The sequence below is a fragment of the Paenibacillus sp. UNC451MF genome, assembly GCF_000686845.1.
In the GTDB taxonomy this organism is placed as follows: domain Bacteria; phylum Bacillota; class Bacilli; order Paenibacillales; family NBRC-103111; genus Paenibacillus_S.
The window spans coordinates 26,122-41,319 of sequence record NZ_KK366025.1 but is presented as its reverse complement, the minus strand read 5'-3'; the positions used below and the strand labels follow the sequence as shown (position 1 = coordinate 41,319).

The window sequence follows — 15,198 nt, the reverse complement described above, 5'->3', positions numbered from 1 at the left end:
GGAGGCCAAGGACAAGGTGGAGGCCAAGGACAAGGCGGAGGTAAGGGACAAGGCGGAGGCCAAGGACAAGGCGGAGGCCAAGGACAGGGCGAGAACAAGGGACAGGGTGAGAGCAAGGGGAAAGGCGGCTGGTTTAAGGGTGGAAAAGGGAAAAGTGAGAACCAAGCCCCAGAGGAAGGACAAGGTAAAGGCGGTAATATGAAGCAAGGCCCCGGCAGCGAGCAAGGTAAAGGCGGCAATATGAAGCAAGGCCCAGGTAGTGGACAAGGTAACGGAAGCCAAGGCCAAGGCAATGGCAGTCAAAATAATAATCAAAACCATGGTCCAACCGAAAACCAAGGTAATAACGAAAGCAATAACCAAGGTCAAGGTAGCGGTAAGGAAAATAACGTACCTAAACCTAATTCATCAATAGATCAGTAGAATAAAATAAGGCGAAAGAGCTGTCAATCAGGACAGCTCTTTTTTTAACATTATAGAATTTATAAATTTTCGGGGTGGGAGCAGGACTACCACTCTGTTTTTGTTTTTGGTAAGGTAGAGGTATGAGAAGACCGGCGATAGCGGTTAGCCGAAAAGAAGAGTATGACGGGAAAATGGTAATGTTTCGTTACCGAGATAAGACGGACGGAGAAGAGAAAAGAGAAATGATCTCCGCACACCTACTTGTGGGAGGACAGGCCATGAACAAAGAAGAACAGGTCATAATGGGTTTCAGGGACTTATATAACAAGATGGTTTGGCTTAATAAGGATAAGATGGAAGACAGACTTAAGGGTTATAAGCCTTCTGAAGTACATTGCATCGAATACATTGAAAGAAATGTAGATTCCAACGTGACAAAACTTGCGGAGTCTTTTTATATGACTCGCGGTGCTATAAGTAAACTAACTAAGAAGCTCGTAAAAAAAGGCCTTATCGAAAGCTACCAGAAGTCGGATAACAAGAAAGAAATCTATTTTAGGCTTACAGAGCAAGGTAAAGTAATTTATAAAATCCATGATGACCTGCACAAAGAGTTTCAAGCTCGGGATACAGCCGTATTTGAGCAGGTAACCGAGGAACAGTTTGACAGTATGCTTAGCTTCGTGGAAAAGTATAATAGGCACTTGGATGCAGAAATAAAGAAACTGGGTATAGATATTAAGTCGGAATAAATTTGAATAGTGAAAATGAAACCACAGGCAGCCGGGCTCTATTGAGAACGGGCTGCATTTTTATTGCTATTAATTTGTTGACAAGGAAACAAAATAAAAGTTATTATTTGTTGACAAGGAAACAAAATGATAATTTTTGAGGAGAGAATTTATATGTCCATATTTAGATCGCACAGTGAACAGAACACAGAACAAACCGTAGATAAACACGCTTTAATATTCGGTCTTATCTCTGTGTTTCTTTGCGGAATAGGCTTCAGTATCATAGCACCTGTCGTCCCATTCTTAGTGCAGCCCTATACAAGAAATCCAGGAGAACAAGCTATAGTTGTTACTCTGCTGACCTCTGTTTATGCATTCTGCGTGTTTTTTGCGGCACCCGTTCTTGGAGCTTTGAGCGACAAATATGGCCGTCGTCCATTGCTCTTAGTGTGCCTTTTGGGTTCTGCAATCGGATACTTCGTTTTTGGCATAGGAGGAGCTCTATGGGTCCTATTTGTTGGGCGTATAATAGAAGGTATAACAGGCGGGAGCATAGGCACGATTTTCGCATATTTTGCGGATATCATTCCTTCGGAACAGAGAACCAAATACTTTGGATGGGTGAGTGCGGTAGTAGGTGTAGGCACCGTCATTGGCCCGACTCTAGGCGGATTACTTGCTAAGTTTGGCTATTCTGTACCTATGTATTTTGGAGCAATAATAACTTTGTTGAATGTTGTTTATGGATTCTATTTTATGCCTGAGAGTCTTGACAAGAATAATAGATTGAAAGAGATTACCTTTGTAAGACTGAATCCATTTTCACAGCTTGCAAATCTGCTTTCCATGAAAAACTTAAAAAGGCTGCTTATCTCAGCGTTCTTACTTTGGATTCCCAACGGATCTTTACAGGCAGTTTTTTCACAATTTACAATGGATACTTTCAGTTGGAAGCCTGCACTAATCGGACTTATGTTTTCCATTATGGGCGTCCAAGACATCATTTCACAAGGTTTCATAATGCCAAAGCTGTTGACAAAACTGAATGATAAACAGATAGCAATTCTTGGAATGGTTTCGGAGATTATAGGCTACAGTCTTATTGCAGCCTCGGCTTTGTTCTCATTCTATCCTCTTTTTATCGCTGGAATGTTTATATTTGGTTTTGGTGATTCGATCTTTGGGCCTTCATTCAATGGGATGCTCTCCAAGTCTGTCGATTCTAGTGAACAAGGAAGGATTCAAGGAGGCAGCCAATCTATTCAGGCTTTAGCAAGAATGATTGGGCCTATCATTGGAGGCCAAATCTATGTATCACTTGGTCATGCCGCACCCGCTGTTATGGGTATGATCCTTATAGCAGCGGCATTACCAGTTTTATATAAGAGAACACATGTAAATATGTAAATACTTACTTTACATTGAATGACAATGCAATAGCGGCAAGACCAAGCGGCGGTTTTGAAAATAACAAATCAAAGCCGCCGTTTTCCTTTGTTTCACGCTACTTTATGGTCCGTAATACCTAGAAGGTCCTCGACGGATACAATCTAATATGTTTATAGGCAATTACTCCCGAGCTGGGGCTGTTATAGAAATGGTTAGGTATATACTTTGATTAGATTGACAAAAAAAATAAATTTTTCAATAAAATCAGCAAAAGCTTATAAAGATTCCAGCATGTACCTGTGCTATTATGTAACCGCTATCATGAAGAAATGATATATGACAACGATTATCCAGATGAAGGGGAAAGCGAGGGAGGAAACACAACTGATTGCGAGCCTACATTCAATTAGGTAAGCAGACCTAAAGTTTATAAAACTACAAGCTCAGCTTGTACAAAGATTTTTGAGGAGGAGATACATTGCAATCTTTAAGAAGAAAATTGTCCTCACTTATGGTTGTGACACTAACGGTATCCATGTTCGCTGGGATTGGCAATATCGGGATTGGACAAGCTGCAGCAGCATCCTCTACGAGCCCATCCGGTTCTAAATTCGACTTTGGTTCTGATAGCAGTCCTGTAGCTGAAGGCTATACTCAGGTTTCCAGCTCGTTAGTCTATAGTGCCGCAAAAGGATACGGCTTGAATAAAGCTGTGAATAACCGTGATCGTGGCACGGCTGATCCTTTATTAAGGGATTTTGTCCTTTCTTCGGATTTTAGTTTTATGGTGGATCTGCCCAATGGCGAATATTCTGTACGTATTATCGCAGGGGATGCTATCGCTTCTAATAAAACGGATGTCAAAATTGAAGGCGCTTCCACAGAATCTCTTTCTTCGAGTACAGGGAATTATGCCGAGCTGACAAAAACCGTTCAGCTCACAGACGGTCAAATGAATTTTCAATTCAGTAAGGACGGACGTGTGAATGCTATCGAAATAACCCCGAAGAAAGCTCCGACGGGTTTGACGGTATCCGCCGTTACTTACTATCCCAAATCGTCCGTTAGTTTGTTATGGGAAGCTGTTTATGGTGCGACAGGCTATAATATTTACCGAATGGGCGAAGGAGGCAGTGACTTTACTAAAATCGGTGGCAGCTCAGGAACCTCTTATACTGACAGTACAGTACAGCTCGGCAGTACATACCAATATCAAGTGACGCAGCTGATGCAGAAAAATATCGAATCAGCAGCCAGCAGTCCGATTACGGTTGCCGTATTGGATCGCTCTGTTGCTGCACCCGCAGCACCTACCGGTCTGAATGTAGCCAATGCCGCTAAGGATCAGCTCACCATTCGTTGGAATGCTGTTGAACAGGCACTTCAATATAACGTGTATCGCTCCAAGAGCGCACAGGGGCCATTTATCCTTGCAGGTACGACTACAGAAGCATCATATGTTGATCATGATGTTTTCACAACAATGCCTTACTACTATCAGGTCGCGGCTGTCAATTCCGGTGGCTTATCCAACCGATCAGAGGTGTTGGCGGTACCTGTGATGACAATCTTGAATCGTCAGATGGAGAGCTTGGACCGCAGCCCGGTCGCTGTAAAAGTAGAAGGTGGTGTATACACGGGATGGCGTTTGTTTGGTACAGATGATAAATCGACGACCTTCAATCTGTATCGAAACGGTCAAAAGGTGAATGCATCGCCTATAGCAGACAGCACAAATTACTTAGATGCTGCAGGTACGCAAGATTCCAAATATGAGATTCGAGCAGTAAGGAACGGTAAAGAAGAAACTCAAGGTGAAGAATTCAGCGTTTGGAATACGAAATATTTGGATGTTCCTTTGCAAAAACCGGCTGATGGTGTAACGCCTTCCGGTGAAAAGTACACATATAACGCAAACGATGCCAGTATCGGAGATCTGGACGGTGATGGGAAATACGAATTAATCCTTAAATGGGATCCGTCCAACTCCAAAGATAACTCACTATCGGGTTATACCGGCAATGTGTTCATTGATGCTTATAAACTGGATGGAACGCTTCTGTGGCGTATTGATTTGGGGAGAAATATCCGGGCGGGAGCACATTATACTCAATTTATGGTCTATGATCTGGATGGTGACGGCAAGGCGGAGGTAGCCTTCAAGACAGCGGACGGAACGGTAGACGGCACAGGTCAGGTCATCGGGAATGCCAATGCGGATTATCGCAACTCAAGCGGGTATATTTTAAGTGGTCCTGAGTACTTGACTATTTTTAACGGACTGACAGGAAAAGCAATGTTTACAACCGACTATGATCCGCCACGCGGCAGTGTATCAAGCTGGGGAGACAGTTACGGTAATCGTGTCGACAGGTTTTTGGCGGCAATCGCTTACTTGGATGGTGAACGGCCAAGTCTTGTCATGGCACGCGGATACTATACTCGTACTGTGCTAGTGGCCTACAATTGGCGGGATGGTAAGCTGACCAAGCTGTGGAAATTCGATACGAATGATGCCGAGAATGCCAAATATACAGGGCAAGGAAATCATAATCTTTCCGTCGCGGACGTAGATCATGACGGTAAAGACGAGATTACTTACGGTGCTATGGCCATCGATGATAATGGGAAAATATTGTACTCGACCGGTCTTGGTCATGGAGATGCAATGCATCTAGGGGATCTGGATCCGAGTCGTCCAGGAATGGAATATTTCGGAGTGCATGAGGAATATCCGAATCCTGCAGGGCTTGAATTCCGCGATGCGGAGACAGGTGAGCTCATCTGGGGTGTTCCGACAAACTACGATGTAGGAAGAGGGATGTCCGGAGACATCGATCCACGTTATCTTGGTGAAGAAATGTGGGCGACAGGTGACGCAGGCGGTGTTTATAACACAAAAGGCGAGAAGATTAGCTCATCCAGACCTTCGGTAAACTTTGGGATTTGGTGGGATGGCGATTTGCTTCGCGAGCTGCTGGATCACCAGTGGACGGATCCGATAGGTATAGGCAAAATAGATAAGTGGGATTATACGAACAGTAAATCCATAAATGTACTAACAGCAACGGGGACTAACTCCAATAACACTACTAAAGGAAACCCGTCTTTGCAGGCGGACTTGTTCGGTGATTGGAGAGAGGAAGCGATCTGGCGTACGGATGATAGCAGTGCTCTTCGCATTTATACAACGACAGATATTACATCGCATCGACTGTACACACTGCTAGACGATCCAGAGTATCGCTTGTCTATTGCGTGGCAAAATGTGGGTTATAACCAACCTCCTCATCCGAGCTTTTATTTGGGGGATGGCATGGCGGAGCCTCCAGTGCCGCATATTAACCGCGTTCCGCTAAAAGCAACCGAAATTTCGATAACTTCTCCAGTAAATGAGGTGGATGCCGGACAAAGCCTGAAGCTGAACGCGCAAGTGAAACCGGACGCAGCTTCTAATAAATCCGTCATCTGGACCGTTCAGTCACCTGATGGAGCTTCGACTGCACTAGCTACGATAGATGCTGAAGGAGTTCTTCAAGCGCTGGCGCCAGGAGCAGTTGTAGTTAAAGCAGCGGTGGCTGATGGCTCCGGTATATCTGCACAACGGGCTATAACAATTCAAATACCTGATGGCCCTGCATCAAGTTTACCCGGTAAAGGAGTGCTTTCCAGCGATAATGGCTATGATACTGGCCTCCAGGACGGTGAATACAAGATTACGATGAATATGTGGTGGGGCAGCAACGGTACAGTCTACAAGCTGTACGAAAACGGCAAATTGATCGATGTGAAGACACTTGCGGATCAATCACCGAATGCTCAGACTGCCTCTACTCTCGTCCAGGGAAAACCTAACGGATCTTACAAGTATACTTGCGAGCTAATCAATCGTCACGGCACGACGACTTGTGAACCGGTTACCGTACAAGTCAATCAAGCGGTTCCTGCTAAGCCTGTATTGTCTCATAATAACTGGGATGGTGACGGCAGCTACGATGTACAAATGAATATGTGGTGGGGAACTAACGGCAAAACTTATAAGTTGTACGAAAATGGTGTGTTGATCGACACGCAAAATCTTGTATCGGCAACACCTGCCGCTCAGTCTGCAATAACCGTAATTAAGGGGAAACAGCCTGGAACCTATCAATATGTAGGAGAACTCATCAACGATGCGGGAGCTGTTTCTAGCGAGAAGATAACGGTGAATGTAACGAAATAAATTCTAATAAGGCTTAGTAGGTCAGTTGTTGACTGCTTACTAAGCTTTTTTATGTCAGTCCCCATTACTATACCGTGTATCCATGCTGGAACTAAGCTATAATAGAAGAAACAATGTAAACAGAGCAGAAGGGAAGGGGAACTGTGTTTAGCAGAACAGAGAGCTTGAAACAGTATATACGGTTGTACCCGGTCAATACTGCCATATTGGTTATTCAATTGCTTGTGATGGCCGGGATGACGATATACGGCTCATCCAAAGATAATTCAACCTTAATAAGGTTCGGGGCGATGTTCGATCTTCCACGCATGGAGCCGGAGCTATGGAGATATGTATCGTCTATCTTCGTTCACATCGGTTTTGAGCATTTACTGTTTAACAGCTTCGCGATTTATGTGTTTGCCGCTCCGCTTGAGAGGATGCTTGGCTCGTTTCGGTATGCGATATTTTATCTTTTGAGCGGTATTGCCGGTAATATAGTCAGCGCATGGCTGCACAAAGATTATTATATTGGTGCAGGGGCATCAGGGGCGATCTATGGCGTGTACGCTGCTTACTTGTATTTATCTGTGTTCCGTAAGGATCTGATCGATTATCAAACCAAGCAAACCATAAGAATTATTGTTATCATTGGGTTCATCTATTCCGTCGTTATACCGAATGTGGACATTTACGCTCACTTAGGCGGATTCATTGGCGGATTAGTCTTCACAGCATTGATGACCTTGTTTATCAAACGGAAGAAAGCAGATCAGGAGCAAGATCAGGAGAATCAACCATATCAATAACGCATACATATATAGACGGAGCGGCAGCTTAGGATCTCGGGAATAGTCCTTGGCTGCCGCTATTTTTATTAAAACGATAGAGAAAGAACTGAGTTTGTTCAATTAATCCTTCACTAATCCTGTTCTCAAATCATTAATTCCAAATTCCAGATAACCTTTTAAACAGGACAAAACAAAAACCCAGCCCTCTTTATTGCCAATCATATTATTTAATAGGTCATCATCCTGTTCATTAAAGCCTTCCTCGTTAACCTCGATTATGGTTGCGGAATGATCCAATTCCTTGAGATGTATTGTAACTACATTTCCTTCTGAACCCCATTGAAATACAATCTTCTTATTAGTATCGATTTCCAGTACTTCAATATTCCCTTTTGCGTTGTATTCTTCATAAATCAATGTAATCGTCTTGCCCTGCTCCCATTTCTCCGAGCTGGAAGTAAACCAAAAGTTCCCGATTTTTGAAGGATCGACAAATGCTTCGAATACTTCATTTGCCGGTTTTTTAATTTTAAATTTCGTTAGGTTGTTCATTGAATTTGTCATCCTTTTTCCGTGTTAGATTGAAGAAAAACAGTTATTTTATTCATCATGTACAGTTACTATTAAAAGATACATAGTGTTTATGAATTTCCAATGCGTAGAATTCGATACTGACATTCCATTTAACTCCACTTTTAATTGGAATAAAAAGCCAGTCATACTCATAGTAGTGTACGCTTGCTCTCATGTAAAGGGGATACCCCACCGTAGTATAATTGGACATCTGAATTTTCATGGGTTTCTCAGCATACTCGACGTCAATCAAACGGTTTTTTAGATGGAAAAAAGGACATTTCAACAGCAAGAAGAATTACTACTAAATGGAAGTTGTAGTGAGAAAAGGAGGTATACAAATGGCTTGGCTTCATATGCATTATCATTCTGAAACGCTGAGAATGCCTGTACCGATGGAGGTTCTTCTGCCGCAGCATGTGGCTGGAGGATCACGTAAGGTGAAGGACCCGGGTCCTTACCAAACACTCTATTTATTACATGGGATGAGTGACGATCATACCGCATGGTTGAGACGAACCAGCATTGAAAGGTACGTAGAACGTTTGCCGCTTGCGGTTGTCATGCCTGCTGGACATCTGGGCTGGTATACGGATATGGCAAGAGGCAGGGATTATTTTCAATTCATTACAGAAGAGCTTCCGGAGTTTTGCGAGAGACAGTTCCGGTTATCAAGCTCCAAAGAGGACAGATTTATCGCCGGCTTGTCCATGGGCGGCTACGGCGCAATGAAAGCGGGGCTTTTGGCGTCGGACAAGTACCGTGCTGTCGCATCGTTTTCGGGTGCACTGGATGCTGTCTATATGTATGACCGATTATCGCCAAATCTTGCCGCCGACATTTTTGGAAACAAAGAGTCGGTTCGAGGGAGCGTCAACGATCTTTTTACAGCGGCTAAAAATCTTTCGCAATCCGAGCAGCCACGTCCTGATTTATATATGTGGTGCGGCACGGAGGATTTCTTATATGACAGTAATGTGCGATTCAGAGACCACGCTAGGGAGCTTGGGCTGCCCCTCACTTATGAGGATGGTCCGGGGGATCATTCATGGGGCCACTGGGATACATGTATTGAACGTGTGCTTCACTGGCTGCCCTTGCGTAAAACAAACGTGGATTGAGGAGGGGATAAGTATGGCTTTATTCGAAACGCATTTTTTCTCTGAAGCACTAGGTATGGAAATGACGGTTAATGTCGTGCTTCCTCAAGAGAAGCGTCCTTATTCGGGAGATGGCAAGCTGAAGGTACTGTGGCTCTTGCATGGAGGTTCAGGTGACGAATCTGCGTGGCTGAGAATGGGGAATGCAGAACGCTATGCAATGGAGTATGGCTTAGCGCTCATTGTACCGGGAGGACTTCATTCTTGTTTTACCGATATGGCTCATGGCGGCCGGTTTTTGACTTACTTGACGGAGGAGCTTCCGCTCAATCTTCGCCACTTGTTTCCTCGCTTATCTGAAGCACGGGAAGACAATATGATTTCCGGCTTCTCTAACGGGGGCTATGGATGCTTAAAAGCGGGTCTTTCCAGGCCTGATCTGTACGGGGCTATTGGGGCGTTCTCGGCAGGCGACAAGACGGATGTGCCTTTTGTTAACGATGGCTCCCGCAAGGCTCTTGACCGGATTATTTTATTCGGAGACGGCGATATGAGAGGGACGAAAAATGATCTGCAGCATTTAGGCAAAGAAGCCCTCAAGAAGAGTACTCCGTTGCCTAGAGTATATCATGCTTGCGGAAGTCTCGACCCGTGGTTGGATTTGAATGAGCTGGTAAGAGATTTCTTTGTGGGGCTGGAAGGCAATACGTACGATTATGAATACCATGAGGCGGAAGGCTTCGGGCATACGTGGGAGTTCTGGGAGATGGAGCTGATTCGCTTCTTGAACTATTTAGGGCTGGAAAAAAACGATTCCAAGTACTTAGCGTTGTAAATGCAATATGGATATTCATATTAGAGCTTTTGTGGAGAAGGATCTCGATGCGGTACAATTCATTTGGAATGAAGTGATACAAGAGGGCGAGAGCTTTCATTGGACTGAACCGTTTGACAGACAAAAAATAGAGGATATTATCCGGCGGCAGGATGCGGTTTATTGTGCTGTCCATGAGACCGGAGATTTGACAGGCTTTTATATTCTGCATAAAAATGCATCGGGCAGAGGCTCTCACGTAGCTAATGCGTTGTATGCCGTTCGCAGCGATTACAGGAACCGCGGGATTGGTAAAATGCTCGGCTTACATTCCATAGAAATCTCAAAGCAATTCGGCTATCGAGCGCTTCAATTCAATTCGGTCGTATCCTCCAATACGGGTTCGGTCCGTTTATGGGAGTCATTGGGCTTTCAACGAGCTGGAACCCTTTTTGGGGCATTTAGAACCAAGACAGATGAGTTTGTCGATGTGTATATTTACATGAAGGTACTCTGTGACTGGAGGTAAAGTCATATGGAAACGAGAAAAGCAGACCTAGAAGAAATCCCAGCAATTGTGAAGTTGAAGTACAAAATGTTCGAAGAATCCGGGATGGCACCAAGATTGCACGCTGATTTTAACCGGATGGTCACAGAGGATTACAGGGAGCTGTATCGAGCAGGCACGGCACAGCATTTTGTTATTGAGCAGGAAGGAAGCGTCATTGCATGCGCAGGCGGATTTATTCGCAATGATGCTCCATATCGTTATCTCAAGCTGCAGGTTTACGGCTTTATAGCGGACGTTTATGTAGAGCCTGCCTATCGAAGGAAAGGCTTTGCTCGCACGCTGACAAACGAAGTACTGGCATGGTTCGCTGTGAACAATGTCCGTCTATACCGGCTAGGGGCGACCGATGCAGCTAGACCGTTGTACGAGTCTCTAGGGTTTACGTCAACCAATGAGATGGGCCTGTTTCGTTGAATGAATTTCATCCGTATGACAGCAGAATTGACAGGTGAAGATATAGCAAAACCTGGGCTAACATGGTATAGTGAAGCGTATTGATTTATGAAAAGGGGACTTAAGATGATCGATCACATCGTATTGGTTAAATTCGGCGAAAGCACGACACAAGCACAGCTTCAAGAGGTTGTAGATCGTTTTAAAGCACTAAGAAGCGAACTTAACGGCGTCGTCGATTTGCAAGCAGGCATTAACTTTTCTGAAAAAAATCAGGGCTATCAGGTTGTTCTTTCCGTTCGTTTCGAAGACAAGGCTGCGCTCGAGGCATACGGTCCAAATCCGAAGCACCAGGCAGTCGCTGCTTTTATTAGAGAAGTTGGTCGCGTAGACAGCATCGTATCTGATATCGAAATTTAATGCTATCATTGACTACATATCTACACCAACATTCAGCTTAGTTCAGGAGCTTTGGCTCCGGCTAAGCTTATTTCGGTTTCTCGGTGTAATAACAATCTAAGCAAGAAACCGTTCTCTAATTTGAAAAAAAGGCCGTTTTATGCTATAATTAAGTTAAATTCGAGGAAAAAGGAGGTGAATGTGTATGTTATCTCGCGATACCTCGTCCAATCGTTGGTTATCATTGATTTTAATCGTTGTATTCATGCTGTTTGCTACACCTACTCCAAGCTTAGAGTCCAACGTAAGCGAAACGGCACGCACCTCGGTCCAACAAGGGGTAGAATATTTTACGAGCAAGGCTACTGTGCGCAAACAAAATGCTTCCTCGGATTCGATGCGTTGGAGTATGTTCTTCTCCGTACTTTCTTTTCTCTTGATTAGCATGAGTCAAGGCTTACGCTGCGCTATTCCGGAAACCCACGTTACGTTTCAACCCCTGATTGCCCGCCGTCTCATTCGGCAGATTTTATCCCCCATCAAGTTTACTTCTCTCTTCGTTTAGTATCATTTCGGGTTCACTCCAATTGATTTTTTCAAAGTCAACCGTTCCTACAGCCATTTTTTAGCTCAATCCAGACGGTTTATTTGTGTTGTTCATTTGTACGTATTCGTTTCGTTCAGATAAAAGGATCAGGCATTGCTCCCAAGCTCTATGTCTTCTTTTTGAAAAAAAGGAGAGTCTGAGGGTCTGTTTGCTTATGCCTAAAAACGAAATAGGACAAAGGAGGATGGAGATATGACCATTCGAGAAACCGATCTTCCAGGGATCGGAAAAAAATTTCAAATGACAACGAGGGGAGGAGACAGGCTCGTTATTGTCGTCCATGACGACGGCAGACGCGAATGCTACCATTATGAGTATCCTGAAGCGGATGAAAGCATTTCGATGATTTCTCTCGATGATGACGAGGCTCGCATAGTTGCGGGGATCATCGGGGGAATGACGTATAAGCCTAAGGCGCTTGAAACGATAGAAATGGCGCTGGATGATCTCATTATTGAATGGTACCGGGTTGAAGACGATTATCTCTGTGTCGGAAAAACGATAGGAGAGCTGAACATTCGCCAGACGTGCGGAGCGACTATTATTGCTGTTGTAGAAAAGCATCAAGCCGTTAAGCACATTAATCCGGGACCGGAAATTGTGCTAACGGCGGATTCAACACTCGTAGTAGCTGGAGAGAGGAGGCAGCAGAAGCTTTTTAAAACAATTTTGACGAATGGATGTGATGGAACGCATGAACTACATCGTATTTGAGATTGGAGTGGCTATTGCGCTCATCGCGTTATCAGGCTTATTGTCGGCGAAGCTTCGTTTCTCCGTGATTCCGTTCTATATATTGGTTGGTATGGCGGTCGGGCCACATTCCTTTGAAGTGTGGCATATTGATCTCCGCTTTATTTCGAGTGCGCCGTTGATTGAATTTTTGGGAAGGATAGGGGTTCTATTCCTATTATTTTACTTGGGGTTAGAGTTTTCAGTGGGGCGGTTAATTCGATCCGGGCGGTCGATTGCCGTTGGAGGCACGATTTATATTTTGATTAATTTTACGCTCGGATTGTTGTTCGGGTTTGCCGCCGGGCTGCCCTTATTAGAGCTGCTTGTAGTAGCAGGGATTACAACGATATCTTCGAGCGCCATTGTTGCTAAAGTATTGGTCGATTTAAAAAGAACGGCTAATCCTGAGACCGAAATGATTCTAGGCATCATTATGTTCGAGGATGTATTCCTTGCGATTTATATATCCATCATCTCGGGTCTCATACTAAGCGGCTCCTCTTCTATAGGTGGGATCCTCTTGTCTGCGCTTGTTGCACTTGGCTTTATGCTGTTCGTACTGATCGTAGGCCGCAAGGCGGTGCCATTCTTGAATCGGATGCTAAATATTCGGTCCAATGAGCTGTTTCTACTTGTGATCTTCGCTATATTATTCATTATCGCAGGTTTTTCCGAAACGATTCATGTGGCAGAAGCCATTGGAGCGCTGCTTGTCGGCTTGGTGTTTGCAGAAACGGAGCATCGCAAACGGATTGAGCAGTTGATTATGCCGTTTCGTGATTTTTTCGGCGCCGTCTTTTTCTTCAGCTTCGGTTTGACCATTGACCCCACTACCCTTGGAGGAGCGGTATGGTTGTCCTTGGGAGCGGTGCTTCTGACACTGGCCGGTAATTTTGCCGCCGGGATGTGGGCTGGACACAGTGCGGGGCTTTCCCCGAAAGCATCAGTCAATATCGGCTTCACTATTGTAGCCCGCGGGGAGTTTTCGATCATAATGGCGAATCTTGCAAAAGCAGGAGGCTTATTGCCGATCATTCAACCTTTTGCCGCCTTGTATGTACTAATTCTTGCTGTCATCGGACCGCTGCTGACGAAAGAGACGAAGCATATATACCGTGTGTTAGACCGAATGTTCAAGCTGTCTGCAAGAGAGAAGCAAAAGGAAAGAAGAGAGCAAGCTGCTGCTTCGGATAGATGAGCCTATACGGTTAGTTCGAAAGAAGAGTTTCTAACTCATTATAGTGAGGGGGAATTCAATTGAGACATGTGAGGGACGTAATAGGGAGACTTGTGAATGAGTCCACTTGGACTCGCAGCATGATTATCCAAACGAGCTGTGCAGAAGAAATTGGAGAGGCTATCCAAAGGAAGTTTGGACGGAAAGTGGAGCTTTTGGCTAGCAGAGATAATGGCTTTGGGGTTTCGATTAGTAGTTTGGGGCTAGTGATTTCCAGGCTGGAGGAAGCAGCTCTGACTGATTGGATTACCGAAATAGACGCGGATGCAGTCATAGATGTTGTACCCACTTATGGCAGGCGAGAACGGAGGGGAAGATGGAAGCGGCATACGAATGATGACCTAGAGGACGTATCCAAATATGGTAATAAACTATCGGATTAAAAGACAAAAACCTTAGTGGCTTCGGTTGCTAAGGTTTTTTCGTATGCTCTAAGGGGGAGTTTACTTGATATCGCTATACACGATTTTGAGACCAATAACTTCGCCAGTTTGAGCATTCACATCAGCGTAGCCTTTGTAAAAGTAGCTGCATACCCCCAAAACGAAGCAATATTTGGCGGATACGTCTTTATTGTCTACGAAGTAGGGCTGCTTGATTATGAATCTGTAGCTAATGGTATCTACGTTATCTTCAGCGGGATGATCCGCTAATACAACCTCTGACTGGGAGTAGGGGAGGGATGGAAAAAAATGCCCCTCTGTTCTTGTTTCATTGCCATAGTTTCCTTGAGGATCGATGGGCCGGGCCCATACTGCATGATATGAAGAAGCTTTAATGTCAAGAATGACCCCGGGAAGCTCTCGGCTTAAGGTGTTCTGCAAGTTAAAATTCATCCGTTGATCCAATCCTTGCCTGACAACAAAAACAAGAAGGAGTCCAAGAAATAAGGTGCCTGCAATCGTCTTCCAATCGAATCTGTACCGTTGAAGCAGCAGAAGAAAACAGGTAAGGCACAATACTATAATCAGACAGGCTGTGGAATAAAACAGAAGCGGTTGATTCGTGTTATGCAGTAAATAATAGTATAGACAGCCGAACACAAAAAGAAATAGCCAAATAAGAAATAATCCAATTCGTTTGCCCATTACGTACCCCTATCTTCTGCCCGGTAAAGTGATATCGAATCCCAAATAATGGAATGGGTTTATCATAGCATGGCCACAGACTATGCTGCAATCTCGAAATGTCATTGGCTGTTTGCTGCGAGATATTGTACGATAGGTAGAAAACGAACAGCCTCGAAGGA

At 44.4% G+C, this 15,198-nt stretch carries 15 protein-coding genes and 1 pseudogene; 14 read left to right on the top strand and 2 right to left on the bottom strand.

Annotated elements, in window-relative coordinates:
• The 5 genes and pseudogenes from BP97_RS40860 to BP97_RS0132655 form a co-directional block, all read left to right on the top strand.
• Positions 1–423: pseudogene (locus BP97_RS40860) on the top strand (peptidoglycan-binding domain-containing protein); the annotation flags it as partial.
• A gap of 260 nt (positions 424–683) precedes the next feature.
• A complete protein-coding gene (locus BP97_RS0132670) occupies positions 684–1,157 on the top strand; it encodes a MarR family transcriptional regulator (RefSeq protein WP_028552833.1) in 474 nt (157 codons plus the stop codon).
• 153 nt (positions 1,158–1,310) lie between these two features.
• Positions 1,311–2,546, top strand: coding sequence for an MFS transporter (locus tag BP97_RS0132665; protein WP_028552832.1), 1,236 nt, complete (start codon positions 1,311–1,313; stop codon positions 2,544–2,546).
• A 493-nt stretch (positions 2,547–3,039) separates the two neighbouring features.
• Positions 3,040–6,750: a rhamnogalacturonan lyase family protein gene (locus BP97_RS41515; RefSeq protein WP_036747030.1), complete on the top strand. Its 3,711-nt coding sequence runs from the start codon at positions 3,040–3,042 to the stop codon at positions 6,748–6,750.
• Positions 6,751–6,893: 143 nt separating this feature from the next.
• Positions 6,894–7,538, top strand: coding sequence for a rhomboid family intramembrane serine protease (locus BP97_RS0132655; RefSeq protein ID WP_028552830.1), 645 nt, complete (start codon positions 6,894–6,896; stop codon positions 7,536–7,538).
• 102 nt (positions 7,539–7,640) lie between these two features.
• Here the strand turns inward: BP97_RS0132655 and BP97_RS0132650 are convergent, their stop codons facing one another.
• Positions 7,641–8,072: an SRPBCC family protein gene (locus tag BP97_RS0132650; protein WP_028552829.1), complete on the bottom strand. Its 432-nt coding sequence runs from the start codon at positions 8,070–8,072 to the stop codon at positions 7,641–7,643.
• 362 nt (positions 8,073–8,434) lie between these two features.
• On the opposite strand from BP97_RS0132650, the gene BP97_RS0132645 reads away from it, so the two are divergent.
• The 9 genes from BP97_RS0132645 (at position 8,435) to BP97_RS0132605 (ending at position 14,332) form a co-directional block, all read left to right on the top strand.
• Complete coding sequence (locus BP97_RS0132645; RefSeq protein ID WP_028552828.1) at positions 8,435–9,214, top strand: alpha/beta hydrolase; 780 nt, start codon at positions 8,435–8,437, stop codon at positions 9,212–9,214.
• A gap of 13 nt (positions 9,215–9,227) precedes the next feature.
• Positions 9,228–10,028 carry an alpha/beta hydrolase gene (locus BP97_RS0132640; protein WP_028552827.1) on the top strand — a complete coding sequence of 267 codons (801 nt, stop codon included), beginning with the start codon at positions 9,228–9,230 and terminating at the stop codon, positions 10,026–10,028.
• Between the two features lie 7 nt (positions 10,029–10,035).
• Positions 10,036–10,536 (top strand): GNAT family N-acetyltransferase, encoded by a 501-nt coding sequence (locus BP97_RS0132635; protein ID WP_028552826.1) that lies wholly within the window; start codon positions 10,036–10,038, stop codon positions 10,534–10,536.
• 6 nt (positions 10,537–10,542) lie between these two features.
• The gene (locus tag BP97_RS39295; RefSeq protein ID WP_051621143.1) at positions 10,543–10,992 is read left to right on the top strand and encodes a GNAT family N-acetyltransferase; all 450 of its coding nucleotides are present in this window, start codon (positions 10,543–10,545) and stop codon (positions 10,990–10,992) included.
• Between the two features lie 105 nt (positions 10,993–11,097).
• Positions 11,098–11,391 (top strand): Dabb family protein, encoded by a 294-nt coding sequence (locus tag BP97_RS0132625; RefSeq protein ID WP_028552825.1) that lies wholly within the window; start codon positions 11,098–11,100, stop codon positions 11,389–11,391.
• Between the two features lie 184 nt (positions 11,392–11,575).
• Positions 11,576–11,935 carry a hypothetical protein gene (locus tag BP97_RS0132620; protein WP_028552824.1) on the top strand — a complete coding sequence of 120 codons (360 nt, stop codon included), beginning with the start codon at positions 11,576–11,578 and terminating at the stop codon, positions 11,933–11,935.
• Between the two features lie 234 nt (positions 11,936–12,169).
• Positions 12,170–12,691: a cation:proton antiporter regulatory subunit gene (locus tag BP97_RS0132615; RefSeq protein WP_028552823.1), complete on the top strand. Its 522-nt coding sequence runs from the start codon at positions 12,170–12,172 to the stop codon at positions 12,689–12,691.
• On the top strand, positions 12,672–13,910 hold the full coding sequence (locus BP97_RS0132610; RefSeq protein WP_028552822.1) for a cation:proton antiporter: 1,239 nt from the start codon (positions 12,672–12,674) through the stop codon (positions 13,908–13,910). Before BP97_RS0132615 ends, BP97_RS0132610 begins: the two co-directional genes overlap by 20 nt.
• 59 nt (positions 13,911–13,969) lie before the next feature.
• Positions 13,970–14,332: a hypothetical protein gene (locus BP97_RS0132605; protein ID WP_028552821.1), complete on the top strand. Its 363-nt coding sequence runs from the start codon at positions 13,970–13,972 to the stop codon at positions 14,330–14,332.
• Positions 14,333–14,392: 60 nt separating this feature from the next.
• Here BP97_RS0132605 and BP97_RS0132600 read toward each other — a convergent pair whose 3' ends face one another.
• Entirely contained in the window at positions 14,393–15,037 is a 645-nt protein-coding gene (locus tag BP97_RS0132600; RefSeq protein WP_028552820.1) for a hypothetical protein, read from the bottom strand.
• Between the last annotated feature and the right edge of the window lie 161 nt (positions 15,038–15,198).